Annotated in this window: 17 protein-coding genes, 1 pseudogene and 2 CRISPR repeat arrays; of the genes and pseudogenes, 5 read left to right on the top strand and 13 right to left on the bottom strand. The window is 45.4% G+C overall.

The window, feature by feature from the left end; translation table 11 throughout:
- Positions 1-53: 53 nt before the first annotated feature.
- Together trmB and cruG are read left to right on the top strand one after the other, a co-directional pair.
- A complete protein-coding gene (gene trmB, locus RIC07_RS03110; RefSeq protein WP_446393231.1) occupies positions 54-722 on the top strand; it encodes a tRNA (guanosine(46)-N7)-methyltransferase TrmB in 669 nt (222 codons plus the stop codon).
- A gap of 238 nt (positions 723-960) precedes the next feature.
- Positions 961-2,133 (top strand): 2'-O-glycosyltransferase CruG, encoded by a 1,173-nt coding sequence (gene cruG, locus RIC07_RS03105; protein ID WP_446393230.1) that lies wholly within the window; start codon positions 961-963, stop codon positions 2,131-2,133.
- A gap of 179 nt (positions 2,134-2,312) precedes the next feature.
- On the opposite strand, the gene rnhA is transcribed toward cruG, so the two are convergent.
- Positions 2,313-3,218, bottom strand: coding sequence for a ribonuclease HI (gene rnhA, locus RIC07_RS03100; protein ID WP_446393229.1), 906 nt, complete (start codon positions 3,216-3,218; stop codon positions 2,313-2,315).
- Between the two features lie 325 nt (positions 3,219-3,543).
- Here rnhA and RIC07_RS03095 point away from each other — a divergent pair, with 325 nt between their 5' ends.
- The gene (locus RIC07_RS03095; RefSeq protein WP_446393228.1) at positions 3,544-5,649 is read left to right on the top strand and encodes a DNA polymerase III subunit gamma/tau; all 2,106 of its coding nucleotides are present in this window, start codon (positions 3,544-3,546) and stop codon (positions 5,647-5,649) included.
- 194 nt (positions 5,650-5,843) lie between these two features.
- Here RIC07_RS03095 and RIC07_RS03090 read toward each other — a convergent pair whose 3' ends face one another.
- Complete coding sequence (locus tag RIC07_RS03090; RefSeq protein ID WP_446386064.1) at positions 5,844-6,407, bottom strand: NUDIX domain-containing protein; 564 nt, start codon at positions 6,405-6,407, stop codon at positions 5,844-5,846.
- A 156-nt stretch (positions 6,408-6,563) separates the two neighbouring features.
- Positions 6,564-6,891: a CRISPR direct-repeat array (repeat unit 36 nt; unit sequence GTTTCCAACTAATCCGATTTAACCCAATCGGTAGGG).
- Positions 6,892-7,466: 575 nt separating this feature from the next.
- On the opposite strand from RIC07_RS03090, the gene RIC07_RS03085 reads away from it, so the two are divergent.
- On the top strand, positions 7,467-8,087 hold the full coding sequence (locus RIC07_RS03085) for a hypothetical protein (RefSeq protein ID WP_446386063.1): 621 nt from the start codon (positions 7,467-7,469) through the stop codon (positions 8,085-8,087).
- 346 nt (positions 8,088-8,433) lie between these two features.
- On the opposite strand, the gene RIC07_RS03080 is transcribed toward RIC07_RS03085, so the two are convergent.
- The 10 genes and pseudogenes from RIC07_RS03080 to RIC07_RS03035 form a co-directional block, all read right to left on the bottom strand.
- Positions 8,434-8,619, bottom strand: a complete 186-nt coding sequence (locus RIC07_RS03080; protein ID WP_446393227.1) for a hypothetical protein — start codon at positions 8,617-8,619, stop codon at positions 8,434-8,436.
- Positions 8,620-8,770: 151 nt separating this feature from the next.
- Positions 8,771-10,577 (bottom strand): annotated as a pseudogene (locus RIC07_RS03075) (hypothetical protein).
- A 199-nt stretch (positions 10,578-10,776) separates the two neighbouring features.
- A complete protein-coding gene (locus RIC07_RS03070) occupies positions 10,777-11,253 on the bottom strand; it encodes a hypothetical protein (protein WP_446393226.1) in 477 nt (158 codons plus the stop codon).
- Positions 11,254-11,257: 4 nt separating this feature from the next.
- Positions 11,258-12,154: an RAMP superfamily CRISPR-associated protein gene (locus RIC07_RS03065; protein WP_446393225.1), complete on the bottom strand. Its 897-nt coding sequence runs from the start codon at positions 12,152-12,154 to the stop codon at positions 11,258-11,260.
- A 34-nt stretch (positions 12,155-12,188) separates the two neighbouring features.
- Positions 12,189-13,235 (bottom strand): type III-B CRISPR module-associated Cmr3 family protein, encoded by a 1,047-nt coding sequence (locus RIC07_RS03060; RefSeq protein WP_446393242.1) that lies wholly within the window; start codon positions 13,233-13,235, stop codon positions 12,189-12,191.
- 20 nt (positions 13,236-13,255) lie between these two features.
- Positions 13,256-15,001, bottom strand: a complete 1,746-nt coding sequence (locus RIC07_RS03055; protein WP_446393224.1) for a Cas10/Cmr2 second palm domain-containing protein — start codon at positions 14,999-15,001, stop codon at positions 13,256-13,258.
- A 451-nt stretch (positions 15,002-15,452) separates the two neighbouring features.
- A complete protein-coding gene (locus RIC07_RS03050; RefSeq protein ID WP_446393223.1) occupies positions 15,453-15,818 on the bottom strand; it encodes a hypothetical protein in 366 nt (121 codons plus the stop codon).
- Between the two features lie 403 nt (positions 15,819-16,221).
- Positions 16,222-16,566, bottom strand: a complete 345-nt coding sequence (locus tag RIC07_RS03045) for a hypothetical protein (protein ID WP_446393222.1) — start codon at positions 16,564-16,566, stop codon at positions 16,222-16,224.
- Complete coding sequence (locus tag RIC07_RS03040; RefSeq protein WP_446393221.1) at positions 16,563-16,865, bottom strand: DUF7689 domain-containing protein; 303 nt, start codon at positions 16,863-16,865, stop codon at positions 16,563-16,565. Before RIC07_RS03040 ends, RIC07_RS03045 begins: the two co-directional genes overlap by 4 nt.
- Positions 16,849-17,205: a hypothetical protein gene (locus tag RIC07_RS03035; protein ID WP_446393220.1), complete on the bottom strand. Its 357-nt coding sequence runs from the start codon at positions 17,203-17,205 to the stop codon at positions 16,849-16,851. Before RIC07_RS03035 ends, RIC07_RS03040 begins: the two co-directional genes overlap by 17 nt.
- A 574-nt stretch (positions 17,206-17,779) precedes the next feature.
- On the opposite strand from RIC07_RS03035, the gene RIC07_RS03030 reads away from it, so the two are divergent.
- Positions 17,780-18,385 carry a hypothetical protein gene (locus tag RIC07_RS03030; protein WP_446393219.1) on the top strand — a complete coding sequence of 202 codons (606 nt, stop codon included), beginning with the start codon at positions 17,780-17,782 and terminating at the stop codon, positions 18,383-18,385.
- Positions 18,386-18,911: 526 nt separating this feature from the next.
- Here the strand turns inward: RIC07_RS03030 and RIC07_RS03025 are convergent.
- Complete coding sequence (locus tag RIC07_RS03025) at positions 18,912-19,124, bottom strand: hypothetical protein (protein ID WP_446386058.1); 213 nt, start codon at positions 19,122-19,124, stop codon at positions 18,912-18,914.
- Positions 19,125-19,251: 127 nt separating this feature from the next.
- Positions 19,252-19,723: a CRISPR direct-repeat array (repeat unit 36 nt; unit sequence GTTTCCAACTAATCCGATTTAACCCAATCGGTAGGG).
- Between the last annotated feature and the right edge of the window lie 105 nt (positions 19,724-19,828).

Here is a 19,828-nt window from a genome sequence, read left to right as displayed (position 1 = left end):
TAACGCACCCTACACCCGCCCCGACTTGACAAATGACAAATGACAAATGACAAATGACAAATGACCAAAATAAGGAGGTGAAACCATTGCCGAAAGTTCGCGTGCGCCAACATGTCAATCCCTTGAGTAAAAAATACCTGACTCCAGTAACGCCTCCCCCCTGGGAAAAGGTTTATCATCAACCCCAGCAACCTTTGCATCTCGATATCGGTAGTGCGAGAGGGGAGTTTTTGTTAGAAATGGCAACCCGGAACCCCGATTGGAATTTTCTGGGATTAGAAATTCGAGAACCTTTAGTCGAGAAAGCCCAAGAATTGGTAGCGGAGTTAGGATTAGATAATCTTCATTTTATCTTTTGCAATGTCGATAACTCATTAGCCCCACTGTTAGCTTCTTTACCACCTGGCGTATTCAAACGGGTAACCATTCAATTTCCTGATCCATGGTTCAAAAAACGACATGCTAAACGCCGTGTAGTCAAACCGGAATTGGTCAATACTTTGGCAAAATACTTGGTCAAAGGCGGCGAAGTTTTTATCCAGTCTGACGTTGAAGCCATAGCCCAGGAAATGTGCGATCGCTTTACTGAGAATCCAGCCTTTCAACGTCAAGGAACCGAATGGTTAGCCACGAATCCTTTACCTGTTCCCACCGAACGAGAAACCTACACAATAGCCTGTAAACAACCTGTTTATCGAGCGTTGTTTGTGATTGGTGATTAAGTGGGTAATTCGTCATTTGTCATTTGTCATTTGTCATTTGTCATTTGTCATTTGTCATTTGTCATTCGTCGAGAAGCAAGCTACGTAAAGTCGGGGCGGGTGTAGGGTGCGTTAGCGCAGCGTAACGCACCATTTCAAACGATAGTAGTGAAACCCGCCCCTACACAATTTCCCCTGCTCCCGATAACTGATAACTGCTCACTGATAACTGATCACTCCCCCTGCTCTCCTGCGTAGAATGGTAGTTGCCCTAATCCTATTACTGATCCAAATCCCTGCTACTTTAATCCTGCTTTCGCGCCTGCTGAAAGGTCCAGGACGTCGTCCTCCCTTAGAAGCCAAGTCCCCTACCCCCGATCAGGTGGGGGCGGTTAGTATTGTGGTTCCGACTCTCAATGAACGAGAACGCCTCAATCCTTGTCTGATGGGATTAAGTCAGCAGAGTTACGAAGTACGCGAAATTATTGTGGTGGATAGTCACTCTACCGATGGCACACGGGAGTTAGTCAAAGATGCCCAAATCAAAGATCCGCGATTTCGGCTGATGACTGATGATCCATTGCCACCGGATTGGGTGGGACGCCCTTGGGCGTTGCATCAGGGCTATTTGCACAGTTGTCCCGATAGTCAGTGGATTTTGGGCGTTGATGCGGATACCCAACCGCAACCTGGATTAGTGGCGGGGTTAATTGATATTGCTGACACTTTAGGGTTTGACCTGGTGTCTCTGTCACCGCGATTTATTCTCCACTATCCCGGAGAATGGTGGCTACAACCAGCGCTGTTGATGACGTTAGTCTATCGATTTGGTCCGACAGGTATCACCAGCAATCCCGCCGAACGGGTGATGGCAAATGGGCAGTGTTTTTTGTGTCGCCGACAGGTTTTAAGCCAACTCGATGGGTATAGCAGTGCCAAGGGTTCATTTTGTGATGATGTCACCCTAGCGCGGTATGCCGCCAAACAGGGATTTAAGGTGGGATTTTTGGATGGTGCTAATGTGCTGAAAGTCCGCATGTATGAAGGCGCTTGGGCGACTTGGCAGGAGTGGGGGCGATCGCTCGATTTAAAAGATGCTTCGAGTCCGGGTCAACTCTGGAGTGATGTGTGGCTACTGCTGAGTACCCAGGCATTGCCTCTACCTGTGTCTATCGCCGTTTTGGTGAGTTTGAGCCTCGGCATCTGTTCACCCGTCCTCATAGCTGTCCTAGGGTTAAATCTAGGGTTATTGGTGATGCGCTGGGCATTAGTTGGCGCGATCGCCCGTTCTTATGATTTCACTCCATCCTCATCCCCCGCCGCTTGGCTATTTTGGCTTTCACCTCTGGCTGATCCCTTAGCTGTGCTGCGGATTTTCTTGTCAGCTAGGCAAAGACCGAAACAATGGCGGGGACGGATTTATGGCAGTTAGAGATGGGACATGGGGGAGATGGGGGAGATGGGGGAGATGGGGGAGATGGGGGAGATGAGGGAGTTTACTCAACACTCAAAACGTAGTCAGGGCGGGTTTTGAACAAAACGTTATCATTAACGGCGAGACGAAAGCCCCCAAACCCGCCCCTACACACTCAACACTTCCCTAATCCCTAATCACTCTTCATCACCAGACTTAACTTGGTCTACTCGTTCTAATTGCCAGAGAATCTGGTTGCCTTCACGCCGCACTCGCGAGACAATCCAGTTGCGCCAGGGCCAATGATCACCCCGACTGGTAACGGCACTGGCATTGATATCCATTAAATCAGCTAATTCAGAACTACTAATCAGATAGCCCTCACTGGCGATTTCATCAGCAATGCGTAGGGTCTCGATTAAGTTTCCCAGTTGGGCAACTCTAATTTCGCGGGGTAACTCGTCATTGGAATTGTTTGGTGAATCCGGTATTTCTATCATGGGTGTTTCTGATGTAGGAAGGCTCGATGGTACATCTTTGTAACCTACATCAAAAGTGGTCTTTTCATCTGATACCCCTGTTACGGGTGTCTCCTGGGGTAAGGTGGGAGAGGTGGAATTCCTTACTTCTACCAGTTGTGTTAGTCTGGGAGATTTGCCTTTGGCAAAGGCAGTTGCAATTTGATCACAACGTTCGTTGCCTTGATTACCACTGTGTCCCCGTACATATTGCCAAGTGACCAGGGGAGAATTGACCGCATCCAGTTTTTCCCATAAATCTTGATTTAAAACGGCTTTTCCCTGAGAGGTTTTCCAGCCTTTCTTTTTCCAGCCCTTGATCCACTTGGTAATGCCGTTCTTGACGTATTCGCTATCGGTATATAGGGTAATCGGCTGCGTTTGTCCAGATCTCTGAAGCAGGATCAGGGCTTCAATCGCGGCTAAGAGTTCCATACGGTTATTGGTGGTTTGTGCCGTAGCCCCCCCAATTTCATGCACAGAACCATCGGTAAAATAGACAACTGTACCCCAGCCACCGGGTCCGGGATTACCAGTACAGGCTCCATCGGTATAAACACTTTTGATTTGACGAGTTACAGGCATTGTTTTGGATTATCAATAGACTCCTAACTGGTTGTAGCAGAGTTCTTACCCCATCGGCACAACCGGTGGTCAAGGGGGAGCAGGGGAAGCTGGGGGAGCAGGGGAGGCAGAGGGAGAGAAAGTGATCGAGTCCGTGACTGTGTAGGGGCGGGTTTTACCCATAACGTTCCGGATCAAACCACTACCTGAACTAAACCCGCCCCGACTGATCCTTCGCTTCACTCAAGGACATGGTTTTGAGTTACGATCTCAAGTGACTATGATAGATAGTACAATTGTTCATCTCCCCCATCTCCCCCTTGTCTCCCTTACATCCTGAAGCCTCGTGAGTTACGAACCCCTCCATCACAAATATCGCCCTCAGACGTTTGCCGATTTGGTTGGTCAAGAAGCGATCGCGCAAACGCTCACGAATGCTATTCGTCAAGAGAAAGTTGCCCCGGCTTATTTGTTCTGTGGTCCGAGAGGTACGGGTAAAACCTCATCAGCGCGGATTTTAGCCAAATCCCTTAACTGTCTGACTACCGATAAGCCAACACCTCAACCTTGTGGAACTTGTGATGTTTGTCGCACGATCGCTCAAGGAACCGCCCTGGATATCACCGAAATTGACGCGGCGAGTAATACAGGTGTTGATAATATTCGGGAAATCATTGAACGCGCTCAATTTGCCCCAGTTCAATGTCGTTACAAAGTGTATGTGGTGGATGAATGTCACATGCTCAGTAGTGCGGCGTTCAATGCATTACTCAAAACCCTAGAAGAACCCCCTAAACATGTTGTTTTTGTCTTAGCCACCACCGATCCTCAACGAGTTTTACCCACGATTATTTCCCGCTGTCAACGGTTTGATTTTCGCCGCATTCCCTTAGCGGCAATGGTCAAGCATCTTCAATACATTGCCACCAAAGAAACAATTAATATTACAACAGAAGCGATTACCTTAGTCGCACAAGTGGCGCAAGGGGGATTACGAGATGCCGAAAGTTTGCTGGATCAACTCAGCTTGTTAGCCGGAGAAATAACGGTTGAATGTATCTGGGATTTAGTCGGGGCAGTACCTGAACGAGACTTATTAGCACTGAGCCAAGCGATCACGGATAATCATGCTCAAGCCGTTCTCGACTGTTGCCGAAACTTAATGGATCGGGGGCGAGAACCGTTAGTTGTACTGCAAAATTTAGCTGGATTTTATCGGGATTTACTCATTGCTAAAACCGCACCCAGTCGTCAAGATTTAGTGGCTGTCACGCCGCCAACCTGGAAACAGTTAGGCGAGTTGGCTCAATCGATGGATACGGCTGATATTTTACGCGGACAGCAACATCTAAAAAGCAGTGAAGTACAAGTTAAAAACACAACCCAACCGCGCCTCTGGTTAGAAGTGACTCTGTTAGGTTTATTACCTGACGCCCTGCGGGTTGAACCTGCGGCGACTCCGGCGCGATCGCATTCCCAAACCAGTCAACCGAGAACCCCCCAACCAGCAAACCCTCAACGTCGTTCTCAACCTCCCTCTCCACCCCCTGCGGCTGCACCTCAAACGCCACCCCCTCAACCCACTGCCTCAACCCCTAAGACTCAATCACCCCCTCCAGTTCCATCCTCGCCATCCTCTGTGCCACCTGCTCATCAGGAAACTGTACCCGCCGTTCCTGTTGCAGAACAATCGGCGGATTACGAACAAATTTGGCAACAGATTCTTGATAATCTAGGACAGAATAGTGTTAAAGCATTATTAGGTCAGCATTGTAATTTATTTAGCTTTGATGGAACCGTAGCGCAGATCGGAATCACGTCTAAACCCCTATTGAAACTAGCACAAGATAAACTGCCCAATATTCAAGCTGCTTTTCAACGGGTTTATCAGAAAGATATCAAAGTCATGTTTAAAATCCTAGGGACTACATCGGCTAAACCAACGGCGACGAATCGGGAGGTGGTTACGCCTTCGCCGTCTAAGTTGCCGTCAAATGTAGAAGATGAAGAGGATCAGGATGATAGAGATGATAGAGGAACAGTAATTCCGCAACCGGAACGTCAAATAGTCCAGCCGAATGGAACTCCGTCTAATCGTGCGGAGGAAAATATACCAGTTTCCCTACCCCAATCTGCGGTATCAGCACCTATAGATACCGGAGACTGGGATGAGGAAAAAATTAAAGATGCCGTAACCACACTAGAGAAATTTTTTAATGGTAATCTTATTAATCTAGATGACGAATTGAATATACCGGAATTGGAGACGAGTTCATCCGCTGAGGAAACCAAGCCAACAATATCTTCGCTTCAATCTCAGTCCTTTAATGATACAGGTTCAATCACAATTCAAAATCAGCAAACACCAGAGACAACAACAAATAATTCGGTTCCACGATTACAGCGATCGGATACCTTGAAATACGATGAAAATGGTGATATTGAGTTTTAATCGTATTGGTCGCAATCGCGCGATTTTTTAGCCGCCGTACATGGGTACGATTTTTTAGGGGTTTGAGCGCTCAAACCATTACTGTATAAGGTTTTAGCCTGGGTAGAGTACATCTGTATGGGGGGAACTTCAGCTTAACAGACAGATCCCCGACTTCTTCAAGAAGTCGGGGATCTTGCTTAGAGACTGTATATTCAACCAACCCTAACGACTAATTTTATCCAAGCTTGGCGCAGAATTTTCTGCTTGTCTGGGGGATTGGTTTTAATTTGCTGGAGGAATTCACGGGTATTCATCCACTGATACTGATAGATTTCTGCTAAGTTCGGCTGAATTCTCGCTTTACTATCCGCAATGATGAGTGCGGCAAAATAAGCTTTTCCTATCATTCTATTTTTGTCTACCCATCCCCGCATAGAGTAGATTAAGTCACGTTCATCTCGGCGATATTCCGGGAATAAACGCTTGCCTAACCAAATACTACGTCGAAATTGAATTTGCAATTCGGTTAGTCCCAATTCTGTCTTCAAGCAACGCATTGAAGCGGTTTTGGGAGTGTCTTCTAGATGGATTCCTTCTTGGGGAGGCATCCAGATAGACTGATCCTGAAGCGGCTGCACTAATAGATATTTTTTTTCGGGATCAGTCGATTGAATAAAACAGATAACCTCTGGACGAAATCCGGTTAGATGGAAGCGATACTTCTGGTTAAAAATCCATTTGTATCCGAGCCGCAACCAGTCGAGATCTAAGTTCATAGCCTATCCCCGCCACAATCAGGATTTCTTCTAAGCTATCTGCTTATTAGAAAAGGGGGCTTCCAACTGAAATAGGGAACAGGGAATAGGGAATAGGGAATAGGGAATTTTAACCCAATCGGTAGCTCTACGTAGGGTGGGCATTGCCCACCTACCGTTTCCAACTAATCCGATTTAACCCAATCGGTAGGGCTTTGGAGAGTTTGAAGAGTGGACGCTATATTCTACTGTTTCCAACTAATCCGATTTAACCCAATCGGTAGGGAGTACATAGACCTATACTTCGTAGGTTTTAATAAGTTTCCAACTAATCCGATTTAACCCAATCGGTAGGGTGTGGAAGACCCCTACCGTTTTGATAAAACAAAAATCATGGTTTCCAACTAATCCGATTTAACCCAATCGGTAGGGGCAATGAAAGGATTGTTTGAGAAATTTCCTTTGGAGGGTTTCCAACTAATCCGATTTAACCCAATCGGTAGGGAGTTCGTCTGACAGCCCTTACCCAGTAAGGGTTTCAGCAGCCGAATCGACGCATCTCCAAAAAGTCTAACATATCCTGCCAAAAATTGACTCCAACACATACCTCAAACCCTCTCCCAGTAAGGCATCGACACACCTCAACGAAAAATATAGGGTTTCAGCGATTTGCCGAGGTGTGTAGATGAACATCCGTAAATTGCCCTCAAACCTAGATACCATAATACTTTGACGGGATTTTAGTAATGCTTGTAGTGGCGTGGCACACCTTAATTGGTGGATTAGAATTGTAGGGGCGCAAGGACCTGCGCCCAGTTTAACCCTAAGCGAAGTCGAAGGGTTAAACGTCAAATCTATTCCACAATTTTAGCTGTGTCAGTCCAGTAGTGGCGTGGCACACCTTATTTGATGAATTAAGCATTAGCCGCGAAACCGTAGGGGCGCAAAGACTTGCGCCCGATTCAATGGTCAAAGATTAATCGAACATCTCAATGATAAAATACCTGAACAACCGACAAAGCAAGCTACCTAACACCAGTCAATACACAATCAACCGCTAAATTATCTTAAGAGGTCAAGATGGCTTTCAGTAATTATAAAGATATCAGTTCAGTTCTCAAAGAATTTCAAATCACCTACACTGAAGCTAACTTCATGGAAGAGATTGAGTTTAGTATCCCTGATTACTTCCGTGAAGACTTACAAACCGTTATGCAGGATGGAGTCCCCAACGCATCAGAATTTTCGATTTGTGAGAATCTAATTTATCCAATCCTTAAGGAAGTGTGGAAATGCTATCGGAGGAACTTTGTTTTGTGGGGACATAAATCCTTAATCTATGATGAAAATCTTTCCGGGTTTCCTGAGTATATTTTGGCGAAACGCTCCCCACTAGGGAAGGTCGTATTTGACAAGCCTTATTTTCTATTAGTTGAAGCAAAACAAGATAAGTTTGCTGAAGGGTGGGCGCAGTGCCTTGCCGAAATGGTTGCGGCGCAAAAGTTGAATGATGAACTGCCTATAACTGTATTTGGAATTGTCTCCAATGGTGAAAAATGGGAATTTGGCAAGTTAGAAAATGATAAACTAACTAAAACTATACAACCTTATACAATCTATCAGCTAGACCGACTCTTTGCTGCTGTAAACTATGTTTTCAAAGAATGTGAATCACAACTCAATGAGCTAGTTGCTGCTTAACCAGATATCCCTCTTTCAACAGTTACAGCGCTTGGTGCTGTAATAAAGTACAGTCGATCAAAGTCCCCCTTTTTAAGGGGGATTTAGCTATTAGTAGAGACGTTCCGGCGGAACGTCTCTACAAAATGGGAGATTGTGTAGTTTTTGTTACGGTTTTTGGGAGATTATAGTATCGATTTTGATTTCTGGACTGGCGCTCTAGATTGCCGATGGTCTGGGGGTAAAGAGTTTACTGTATTAGTTTTGGGAATTTTTGGGTGAGTAAAGCGCTGACGGTAGTTTACTTACGTGAAACTCCCCGGATTGCTGATTATCTGGGGAGCTAATATTTTCCAACTAATCCGATTTAACTCAGTCGGTAGGGAATCTTGCCACTGAAGTTGTGAATAGTACAACGTTTCCAACTAATCCGATTTGACCCAATCGGTAGGGAGTTCGTCTGACAGCCCTTACCCAGTAAGGGTTTCAGCCGCCGAATCGACGCATCTCCAAAAAGTCTAACATATCCTGCCAAAAATTGACTCCAACACATACCGCAAACCCTCTCCCAGTAAAGCATCGACGCATCTCAACGAAAAATATAGGGTTTCAGCGATTTGCCGAGATGCGTCGATGAACATCCGTAAATTCCCCTCAAACCTAGAACCCATAATACATTGACAGGATTCGAGTGCTTTTGGACTTCACCAAAGCTGCCGAAACCCTTCAGGTTCAGTATCAAGGAAATCCAGAAAATCATTACACTTATCTGAATCATCTGGGAAAATCGTCAGCAGTTCCAAATAATTAGGCGTACTCCTAGGTTTCTTCTTCCCTGGATTCTTGGGATTATCCACCAACTTCACCACCGGATACATCCGATGCCATAGTCTTCCCACTTGACTAATTTGCCCCGTCACCGAACTTTGCTTAATACTCTTTTCAGCTTCCCTGAATCGGTGATTCTCTTGTTGATAAGGTTCGTGCAACCACTTCAGCGCCACAGAATCTTCAGCACCCTCCGCCAATCGTCCCCATACTTCCACACAATCCGGATGCCATGCTTCTCGCCAGTTAGCATGATTCCTTTCATCGGGTTCTATTCCCTGCAACTGCATCCATTCTGAAGCAATTTGCCTTACTTCATCAATAAACCGCCCAACCCGATTTAAACGGGAAACCTTAACCGCATTCGGTAGTGACTTTTCGTCCCATTGCCAATGACACCCGATCAGGGGTTTCCTACGCTTATAATACTCCTGATAAAATAGTCGATGATCTGCCCGTCGCCACGACTTGCCAAACCCGCCAAATAGCAAAGCAAACCGCATGAAGGCTTGCAACAGTTTTTTCAAGGTTTGCTGCTTGATTTCATCCAATTGGCGAGGCGACATTAATAACCAACGTAACTCCCCAGCCACTTTATAGGTGGGTTCACCATACCCATCGGTAAATGTACCCAGGTTTAAAGCCGATGTTTTAAACGCACAGGTTAATACAGCGCTTTGCGCTGTAATAAAGTACAGTAGATCAAAGTCCCCCTTTTTAAGGGGGATTTAGGGGGATCGACAATGTACCGCATAGCAGAGCAAACTGCTGTAACCCCTGCGTTCCGCCATCGTTCACTCCCCCAAACAAATTTTCGACTAACTTCTCCGCTGTCTGATTATCCGTTAACCCGCCAAAAATTCGCAAGGCGTGTCCCCGTAAACTCCCACGAAACAGATTAGGACGAAATTCCTTTTCCCCAGTAATTAATTGAGGTGCCTGCCCTTCTCCTTTCAAAAATGCCTTGTACAGTTGTTCCCCTTGAATCGGAATCGGATAATCCTCCTCTCCTGACTCCGTTAATCGCGCTTTGGGTAATCCATACCCACTGCTGGTGCGACAACCAATTCCATACCCTAACGCCCGTTCCCAAATCGCCCAAACCTCTTCCCAATCGGTATCCGGTAACTGGCTAGAAATACCAAACTGAATCGCGGGTTCCGACAGGGAAATTAAAGCAAATCCTGTCTCATTACTTGGTTTTTGACCCGTGTTATGAGTCTGCACCTGCCATTTCTGCTGGGGGTGAACAATATCCACTAAATTTTGTTTCCAATCATTCACCGGATAGCCGCCATGAAACCGCAATAAACTTGGTTCATCGCTATTTTTAGTCAAGCGGTAGCGTTGCTTTTGTTCTGAGGTACAAGCTTGACAAAACAGTCCTTTCATGCTGCTACCGGGATAAAAGGGCAACCCAAACGCACCCAGCGCCGGGAAAATAATTCCCTCAAATTGTCCGCCATTGGTGACAAACCGCCACTGCATTTTATAGGTTCTGGCTGCAACAGTTTTCCCTAAATCAGGCGGGTGGGGATAGACTTCTTGCGTCCACTCAGACGCCCATCGTTGGGAATCTTGTACCTCAGCATTTTGATCGATGTATTGAAGTTGCGATCGCCCTTTTACTTGCGCTTGAAACATTAACGGCACTAAGTTGCCAGCATTGGGAATATTAACCATGTTGAATTCTCCTTAAAAAATGGTTAAAGGGAATGGGGAACAGTTGAGATTAGGGAACGGGGAACGGGGAACGGGGAACGGGGAATGGGGGAGATGGAACGTCTTTGGTAGGGGCGGGTTTTACTTTTAACGTTTCGCTTTCACCTGGATATGACTAAACCCGCCCCGACTAAATAACGAATGACGAATGACCAATGACTTAATTCTCTTCATCACTAGGCAAATCACCGGGTCCTTTATACCGCTGTGTCCACCAGACGATCGCGTCGCATAATTGAGTCAGTACAGCTAAGATAATTCGCTGATCTTCGACAGTAATTGACCATAATTTCCCCGCCATCGCTTTCACTGTGTTAGGATGTCTCAAATCAACCGCATCATTGGGAATTTCTATCCCTCCTGGTTGCATAATCCGAACTAAAGCATCCCACGTCGCTTTCCAATATTGACCTTTACAGTCAAATTCATCACCGTCTCTCTTTGATCTTCCCTGCAAGCGCAAATGTTCCCCCCAAAATCGTTCTAACCCATAGGCTACCGCTTCCCGCATTTTAAAGGATTGATTTAAGGATTTGCGATCGCGTTGTCTGGCATCTAACACCAAAGTTTGGGCAATTTGGTCTAAACTGTGAAACTCCCGCCCATTTTCTACTAAACTATAGTATTTCCAAGCCATTGGCTTAAACCTCCTGTTTTTCAGTCTCAGTTTTCTGCTGGGAAAACGCTTCCCCTGCTAGAGTCACATGACAGCGACCAAATCCAATCGATTCCAACCCGCCAAAATACAGTTCTTGAGAATAAGGCTGATTCGGTTTGGGTTCGCCAAAGGGTTTCCAGCCTAGTTGTTTTAATGCCACCGGAAACACTAAAATACTGCCCACGGGTAAAGCCTCCACATTAAAAAATGCCCCCGTTTTAGTATCGACTTTCTTCATGTCATCTAGCATCTTAATCCGGCTTTGTCGATACAGTGCCATGTCATGCAATAGGGCGATATCATTGTCATCAACTACAACCAATTGCTTGACCTGCAAATCCGCCCCCACAGGTATCCAATCCGCTAAACTTTCCTGGTGTTCAATTCCTAAAAAACCCAGGTTAAAGAATAACACTTTTTCCGTCGTTCCGGGGACAACACGGGCTTTTAACTCTGGATCAGCCGTGTAAGGTTCGGGAACTTTGGCGTTAATTTCAGCAATTTTTTTATAGCGTTTCAGCAGGGATGGGCAGCTAACCCAGACAATCGGTTGTCCGGGACAAAATACAGGTAACCAAACTAAAGTGGCATATTCAAACTTGACTAAGGCTTCAGTTGTACCGCCATCTTTTTGGTCAGGAACAGCTTCATGACCATACCAAATTGCCACATCACCCTGGCGGGATTCGGTGCCGTTCTCTGTCGAAGGATTCCGCATATCTGCCCGAAATCGTCCCCGAATTGAACTGCCTGGAATTATCCCAGTTTGGGTAAATTGATCGCGAAAAATTAAGTTCAAATTCCCCGTTTCTTCTCCTGCACTTGCTCCCACATGAAGGGGGGCTTGGGTTTCTATAATGCCGTAAGCTTTCTTGTACATGGTTAATTATCCAAAAGATTTGAATCCAAAACTATTACATAGGTAACGCTAATCCACATCCCCAACGTTTATAGGAATACCCCTCATCAGGAAACCAAGATTTATCCCAATTAAACCAAGGGTGGGGAATCTCTTTTGCCAACACATAAACCGTTCCCGCCGGCACCGCATAACGTCCCCTAGCGAGGCGTTTAGTGTCACCTGTTCCCCCTAAGCGATAGCGAAAAGGGCGAGGACGTTCGGTGAAAATTTGGGCATTTTCCCATTCCGGTGCTGTTATCCAGTCCCCTTGTTGCTGAATAGTGGGAAATCGGTAAGAAAAGCGATTGGAACCCCACACCGCAGGCGTAATTAGGGCAAAATTATTTCCCACAGGTTTTGCCAATAACTCTAACAGGGGTTTATCGGTAATTGGCTGACAGTTTACCTCGACTAAATGTCCTTCACCCCCAAACCGATACCACCCTTCATCAATGGGAGTATTGGTTAAATACACTAAACAGGTGTCGGGATGCATTTGAATTGAATTCTCCAAAAACAAACTTCCCTGTTCAGAATTGGCATCAACTCGACGTTGTTCGGTTTCTAAACGTGGGTGTAAATGAGGTAAATATTGCCAAGGCGCTTCAGAAACGGTTTCCGCTTTCTCCCATTCGTTAATCGGTAGCCACGTTTTCGTCTCAAATTTACCGGGTTTGAGGGGGTGCCATTGTTGGGTTTTGCTGTTCCAGGTTAATTTTTCGATGATTTCCCCTTGACGAATTTTTTCCTCCTCTTGCGGGGGATTCATTTCAGCTAAATAATTAAAGGGAGTGGGAACATAGAAGTTTTGGGGATTCTCAGTATCCGCCCAAAAGGGTCCAGCTAGGGTTAAATCGGGTAAGTCTAATCGTTGGGTTGTTTCCCCTCTTTCATTGATTCCCGGTTGACTATATTTAGCCGCATATAATCCCGATACTGTTGCGGCACTAGGCGGAAAGCTATTTCCAGAACGCCCCACTAGGTTATCGGGGGAAAGAAAGGGACCTGCACTGCCATAGAGAAAACCAAGCGGTTGGATAATAATTAAGTGACTAAACATCATCATCTAAGTTGGTAGGGTTAAGAAGTCTCGGTTCCTGAGGAGGACAAATGAAAGCCAACTTTAGCCAAGTTAATCACCCAGTTGTTTAATGCCTTGATGTTTTGTTTTTCTTGGGCATCGGGTTGATTCCCTAAAATCCCCGTTCTCGGTTGATTATCGGTATCCGAGGTATCCCACAGATGAGTTTCTAAACATTGGCGATTTTGGCAGTTGAAGTAAAGCTCAAACAAGCCCAAGGCAATTTGAGTTTGCCCCGGAAAAGCATGGCGCGATTCTAGCTGGGCAACATCATTATAAAAATGAGTCCAGTTGGGGGTTTTCTTATTCCCCTTTGGCTTTTGTTTCAGCGAAACTAAGGTATCTCCTTCTCTGTCTTGATAGCTTTCTAGAAATTGTTGCAAACACCACCAAGGACAAACCCATTCCAGGAAATTGCCACTATTAAATAGAATCCGAATAGCGAGGCGATCGCGTCCCTTACTTTTGGCTGATTTTTCTGCTTCTCGACAGTGTTGTAGCACATCTCGTTGGGGGACGCCAGGGGCTGCCCAAACTAAGCCGACACTCACGGTAATCGGGTGTTTATGTTGTTGCCAAATTTGGGGGAATTGATAGAACCAATTGAGGCAGTCTTGAGGTGTTAATTTCGGTTGATTTTGATCGGGACTTCGGTAGAGAACACCGAGAAAATCATCCCCTCCGGCATAAATAATCCGTCCATCAGCATCTAAATTCCGCCGTTTGACTCGCTCTGCTTGAGTCGGGGGTAAATGATACTTGAGGTTTTTGCCCCATTCCATCATCCCTTGGCTAAAGGTGTGGAGAGAGTTGGCTTCATCTTCCCCTTGTTCTTTTAACTGGCGCAGATACTCACCAATTTTATCCCCGTCTCCTTGAAAGTATCCTGCCCATAATTTATGGTCAAATCGGTTTAAGTCAACAAAGCTTTGGGGGATTTCAATACTCGGCAGATCTTTTTCGGAAATAAATTGATTGGCAATGGCATCTAAGGTGATTAACCGTTTAATCAGTTCCGGAATACTTAAGCGTTCGGAAGGAGCGAGAATGGATTCTCCTAAGGTCTGGCTCAGTTGGTGGTAAAATTGATTAATATCCTGGGTTTGTTTAGCTATGCTAGAGTGAAGGGGATGGGTTTCATCGGTCATCCGAGGGTAGGCGATCGCTCCCGTTCCCGATAGCGTTGAACTTTCTCCTTGCCAGTTAATGGCTGTCCAATTTCGTTGAGTTTTAATTTGATTCAGTTTACGGCGAGCATGAGTGATTATGGTAACCTTTTCTGGCGTAATTCCAGTTTCTTTGGCTTGCCTCAATTCTTCCTCTGCTTTGGCTTGAATCTGACTTAATTCTTCCGCTGTACTTTGCGTCCAAAAAAACTCCCAGGCATGATTTGACCAAGCATTCCATTCCCGTTGCCAGGTATAAGTAAAGGTGTTTAAGGTTTGCTCGATATATTGACGACAGGTTTCTACAACTGTTTTCCAAGCCTGATTAAAAGCCGCTTCAGCTATATTTTTGGGAAAATTCCCGGCAATAATAATTTGGTTGGGAGTGCCTTGAGTCACATTGATTAAGGCTGGAGAGACAACTTGACAGTTATCCTGTTTTTCAGCCGCATAACAAATTGCACAAGCTAAATAAGAAAGGATAAAAGAACTGCCGTATAAATCCCGCAGTTTGAGCGATTTCTCAATGAAACCCTGCACGGGAGCAAAAGTAATCAAAGTGTAACAGTTTGTGTGCATAAGCCAGTCCTCTGTAGGTGGACTTTCATTTAACGGTTGAGATTAGTATCGTAGGGTGGGCAATGCCCACCAACCTTAAGTTAGGTTCGTAGTAGGCACGAAGCGTGCCATAAGCGCTAAAGCGCTGACTACAAACGTTTTAAGTGGGAGGTGCAACATTACCGTTTGCACGTTTTGATTGCTGATGCCAACAGTATACAGGTAGCTGGAAGACCCTTTTTCCAAAAACTTACCCCCCGCAAAAATAACAACCACAATTCCCCAAATACTCAGGATTCGTCTTATGCCAATTCGACCCAGGAAATTCATAAATCCAGTCAAGTCCATTATCGGCATCCACAAACCCACTGACAAGCCCATGGATAACCCCAACTCCCGTACTCGCACACAGGCTGGGTTTGAGGCTTATTAACATAACTTCATAAGGTTGAGTTTATTTCCACCAACCTACTTAGTCTGATTCATAATGGTCATCCACGCTAGAAAATTCGGGTTTGCCTGATTCCGCATGGGTATGAATATGGACTACATCGAGTTTTTCTTTTGCCAGAAACGTCTCAATTAAGTAGTAGTGAAAGTCTTGTTTAATCACTAATCCACTGGCTGATTGGCGTTCGTAACAATCGGCAGAGGGGACAACCCACGCTTGAGGCAGATATCTAATTTGGTGTTTGGATACCTGATGACGTTTGCAGAATAAAAAGCCAATCACTTCCTCATTCGTAGTGCGAGCATCGAGCATAGCGCGGTAAAATTGATGCCACATTTTGGGTGGGATGTGCAGAGACATTTGGGGTGATTTTTTTGAGTGGTTCATAAGTTTTTCAGGAAAGCTAAGTAGGTGGACACAATTAACGTGAACGGTTGAGATTAGGGAACAGGAAACAGCCTAGAGTTAGGATGTAGGGTGCGTTAGCGACAGCGTAACGCACCATTTCTTTAGCTAGTAGCGTTTGCAGGTTGTAGGTTGGGTTGACGACAGGAAACCCAACAGTGTCGGATGTCGGATATAGACGGTTAAACCGGGCGCACGCCATGCGCCCCTACAGTTAGGATGTAGGGTGCTATCTTCGAAGCGTAACGCACCATGACTATTGAATTGGGTGCTATAGCTGTACTATTGCCTGTTGCCGAATCTTTAATGGTGTCCACCTACTTAAGGGAAATGTTACTGACTGGTATGTTGGTGGGCAATGCCCACCCTACTATTGCTATATTTCTCAATAACTCGTGGTGGATTGAATTCGGGCGATCGCTACTTTTTGATGCGGCTGTTGCGCTGGAGATGGATTTTGAGTGAAACTTAACCAAATCGACCAACTGACTAAACCGATAACTGTCAAAATGGCAGTAGATAGCAAGCGGTTGTAATATCGCTCTAGTTGTTGTAAGGATACCTTAATGGAGGTAATCTGGTTACGATGTTCTGTTCTTTCGGTTCTGCTCATAGCTCTCATATTCAACTCTAAGACTTCAATCTGTTGAGCCAAATTTTCAATGGTTTGGGTGAGGTTTTCTAACTGATGATCCGCTTCGACGATTAATTTGCCATTGAGGGTTTTCATAAGTTACTACTCCCTATTCTGTTTTTCACTTCCTCCAATTCAGCGCGATCGCACGGTTCATATCCCAGAGTTTGATAAGCTTGGATAAAAGCAGCAATCGTTAATTCTGCGGGTACGCCATCAAGCCAATAGTATGGATTTTCCGGTTCTAAAGGATTCCACCAACGGTCATTTTCCGCCGCAGCCCAAGCAAAACAATTGTAAATTCGTGACGCTTTACTCGTAATGCGATATCCGGTGGTAGTCAGGTGCGGAAATTGGTCTTCCTTGTACTTTTCCAGCCTACCATCTGTAGCCATTCTCCTTACCCCATTGTATCCATGCCCCTGCCATTTGCATTAACCGACCTCGCTGTTCTGGCTCAATCGGATTAGCACCTGTAATAGATTGCAACGCCCAAAACCAATGGTCAGGTTCCTGTTCGAGTTCGCGTAAAATCAGCGGAACAACGGGTTGACCCATGCCAATAATTCGTTGGTAAGCTGGGTGCATTACCATTTTTGTGACTAAAGACATCATCCCTGTTTCGACGCGCCATTGTTCGGCTAGTTGTAAAAATATTTCCTCTAAATCTGATGGTTCTAAAAGAGGATAACAGTACGCTGCATTTTTTCTATCAACTTTGTAGATTGTTTCCATTACACTAATACCTCACTTTTTCGTGAGACAGACACTTTATTATACACAACTACCTGTCTTGGTGGAAGTTACTAGTGCAATTTATAGTGCTACGCGCCAGGATGTAGGGTGCGTTAGCGACAGCGTAACGCACCATTTCTTTAGCTAGTAGCCGTTTGCAGGTTATAGTGGCGTGACACAGCTAAAATTGTGGAATAGATTTTACCATTGAATCGGGCGCAAGTCTTTGCGCCCCTACGGTTTCGCGGCTAATGCTTAATTCATCAAATAAGGTGTGCCACGCCAGTAGTGGACTGACACAGCTAAAATTGTGGAATAGATTTTACCATTGAATCGGGCGCAAGCCTTGCGCCCCTACAATTCTAATCCACCAATTAAGGTGTGCCACACCGCCATCGTGGGCTCTTGCGAAGTCGAAATCCACCTTTGCCACGATAAGTAGTCGGACAAAAGAAAACCGCACTGTATTAAGCTTTGTAAATTGTCCTCAAACCCTTACTGTTCCCTGTTCCCCGTTCCCTGTTCCCTGTTCCCTAATCTCAACCGTTAACTTTAATTGTGTCCACCTACTTATATGCCCTATAGTCAATTCAAAACTATCGCTCAAGCTAAAGCGGCTTTCCAACTGACTGTCATTGAAGGCAGTCGCTTTTTGCCTGAAACTTCTCCGGTTGCCCCTTCGCAAACTCTCTGGGATTACTTACAGGAAACGTTACCGATTGTGGCTACTTCTGGTAGTGAAAAAGCCCGTTCGGAGGGTATTATCTATCCAGTATTAATCGATGTCAGGAAAGCACTTAATCGCCAAGTGAGTGTCTTCTCCGGTGAGGAATTTAATGTTGACGAGTCGGTCGGTCTTAATGGCTTGTGCGATTTCCTGTTGACTCGCTCAAAAGAAGTGTTAGAGATTGAAGCACCAGCGGTGATTGTTGTGGAAGCTAAAAAGACTGACCTGAAATTGGGCTTTGGGCAGTGTATTGCCGAAATGGTTGCGGCTCAACGCTTCAATGAGGGACAAGGACAACCTATTTCGACGATTTACGGCAGTATCAGCAATGGCAATCAGTGGCAATTTCTCAAGCTGGAAGGTATGACTCTATTCATCGATTTGGCAGTCTATCCCTTGCCGCCAGTTGAGAATATTCTTGGTGATCTTGTCTGGATGGTTCAAGCCCATTAAGAAGGGAATAAGTGGGTTTGGGTGATGGGTCCGGACATGATATAAGTTAGGACGGACTTACGCAAAGCCTCTATGTGTAGTGGACTGACACAGCTAAAATTGGGGAATAGATTTATGGTTAAATCGGGCGCACGGGGCGTGCGCCCCTACAATTCTAATCCACAAAATTAGCTATGCCACGCCGCCATCGTGGGCTCTTGCGAAGTCGAAACCCACCTTTGCCACGATAGTTTCTAAGTAGGTTGGGACAATTAAAGTTAACGGTTGAGATTAGGGAACAGGGAACAGGGAACAGGGAACAGTAAGGGTTTGAGGAACATTTACAGAACTTAACATAGCTCGCTTTATTTCCACCGACCTACTTAGTATTTTCTTGATTAATTCGCGATACTCTAATTTTTCCATAGAACAATTTCCTTGTTTGTCGTGAGAACTTTAGTTCTCGCTTCGCCTAGCTGGAGAGGGCTAGCATCCCTCACTACAAACCAAATCTATTGCACCCAATTAGCTGGGTCATACCACGCTACTACATTTTGCCATTGTATTGCCCAATACTAATGATTCCCAGTTCAAGGAGTTTTGTGGCGAAGAGTTCAGATACTTCTTTACTGGGGAATTTTAATATCCTGACACTAGGAAGCCAAGAGCTATTTCCTAAATACGTCCCAGAATAGTGAGGAAGAATTTCAATCACTTTTTCCATATTGGATTGCTGGATTAAAAAGAATTCGTGGTACATTATGCCATCTAATCAAAAAGCTACCTAGGCTTATTTTTAACTCCAGGATGGAAAAGGGGTTTTCTTTATTTGTCATTTGGGTTGGGTGAATGTGGCATGGCTAAAGAAAAAGAGTGGGATGACCCACCCTTCCAACTAATCCGATTTAACCCAATCGGTAGGGTTTAACTGGTTCTCCCACTTTGAGGGAAACCCCTGTTTCCAACTAATCCGATTTAACCCAATCGGTAGGGGCGTTGCTTTCAGCCGAGGGGCTGAGGGAACCATCACCGTTTCCAACTAATCCGATTTAACCCAATCGGTAGGGTTGGTGAACGCTTAGTCACCTTTGGTGCAGTCCAAGGGTTTCCAACTAATCCGATTTAACCCAATCGGTAGGGTGTCTATGACAACGATAAACAGGCAAAACGCCATGGAAAGTTTCCAACTAATCCGATTTAACCCAATCGGTAGGGGCTGATCTGTTGATCACCACCCCCGAAAGCCTAATCGTTTCCAACTAATCCGATTTAACCCAATCGGTAGGGCCCGAACACGACACAGATACATCCTAGTATTCTAAGGTTTCCAACTAATCCGATTTAACCCAATCGGTAGGGAGTTCGTCTAGCAGCCCTTGCCCAGTAAGGGTTTCAGCCGCCAAATCGACACCACTGCTGAAATTATAATGCATCCTGCCAAAAATTGCTCCAAACACATACCTC

Origin of the sequence: Coleofasciculus sp. E1-EBD-02, assembly GCF_040218245.1 — a bacterium.
Classification (GTDB): domain Bacteria; phylum Cyanobacteriota; class Cyanobacteriia; order Cyanobacteriales; family Coleofasciculaceae; genus Coleofasciculus.
This window is presented reverse-complemented; position numbering and strand designations above follow the sequence as displayed.

What these genes read in the sequence shown, in the direction of transcription:
- trmB (WP_446393231.1), top strand. Translation starts at nt 54, where the DNA reads ATGACAAATGACCAAAATAAGGAGGTGAAACCATTGCCGAAAGTTCGC.
- cruG (WP_446393230.1), top strand. Translation starts at nt 961, where the DNA reads ATGGTAGTTGCCCTAATCCTATTACTGATCCAAATCCCTGCTACTTTA.
- rnhA (WP_446393229.1), bottom strand. Translation starts at nt 3,218, where the DNA reads ATGCCTGTAACTCGTCAAATCAAAAGTGTTTATACCGATGGAGCCTGT.
- RIC07_RS03090 (WP_446386064.1), bottom strand. Translation starts at nt 6,407, where the DNA reads ATGAACTTAGATCTCGACTGGTTGCGGCTCGGATACAAATGGATTTTT.
- RIC07_RS03085 (WP_446386063.1), top strand. Translation starts at nt 7,467, where the DNA reads ATGGCTTTCAGTAATTATAAAGATATCAGTTCAGTTCTCAAAGAATTT.
- RIC07_RS03080 (WP_446393227.1), bottom strand. Translation starts at nt 8,619, where the DNA reads ATGTGTTGGAGTCAATTTTTGGCAGGATATGTTAGACTTTTTGGAGAT.
- RIC07_RS03070 (WP_446393226.1), bottom strand. Translation starts at nt 11,253, where the DNA reads ATGGCTTGGAAATACTATAGTTTAGTAGAAAATGGGCGGGAGTTTCAC.
- RIC07_RS03065 (WP_446393225.1), bottom strand. Translation starts at nt 12,154, where the DNA reads ATGTACAAGAAAGCTTACGGCATTATAGAAACCCAAGCCCCCCTTCAT.
- RIC07_RS03060 (WP_446393242.1), bottom strand. Translation starts at nt 13,235, where the DNA reads ATGTTTAGTCACTTAATTATTATCCAACCGCTTGGTTTTCTCTATGGC.
- RIC07_RS03055 (WP_446393224.1), bottom strand. Translation starts at nt 15,001, where the DNA reads ATGCACACAAACTGTTACACTTTGATTACTTTTGCTCCCGTGCAGGGT.
- RIC07_RS03050 (WP_446393223.1), bottom strand. Translation starts at nt 15,818, where the DNA reads ATGAACCACTCAAAAAAATCACCCCAAATGTCTCTGCACATCCCACCC.
- RIC07_RS03045 (WP_446393222.1), bottom strand. Translation starts at nt 16,566, where the DNA reads ATGAAAACCCTCAATGGCAAATTAATCGTCGAAGCGGATCATCAGTTA.
- RIC07_RS03040 (WP_446393221.1), bottom strand. Translation starts at nt 16,865, where the DNA reads ATGGCTACAGATGGTAGGCTGGAAAAGTACAAGGAAGACCAATTTCCG.
- RIC07_RS03035 (WP_446393220.1), bottom strand. Translation starts at nt 17,205, where the DNA reads ATGGAAACAATCTACAAAGTTGATAGAAAAAATGCAGCGTACTGTTAT.
- RIC07_RS03030 (WP_446393219.1), top strand. Translation starts at nt 17,780, where the DNA reads ATGCCCTATAGTCAATTCAAAACTATCGCTCAAGCTAAAGCGGCTTTC.
- RIC07_RS03025 (WP_446386058.1), bottom strand. Translation starts at nt 19,124, where the DNA reads ATGTACCACGAATTCTTTTTAATCCAGCAATCCAATATGGAAAAAGTG.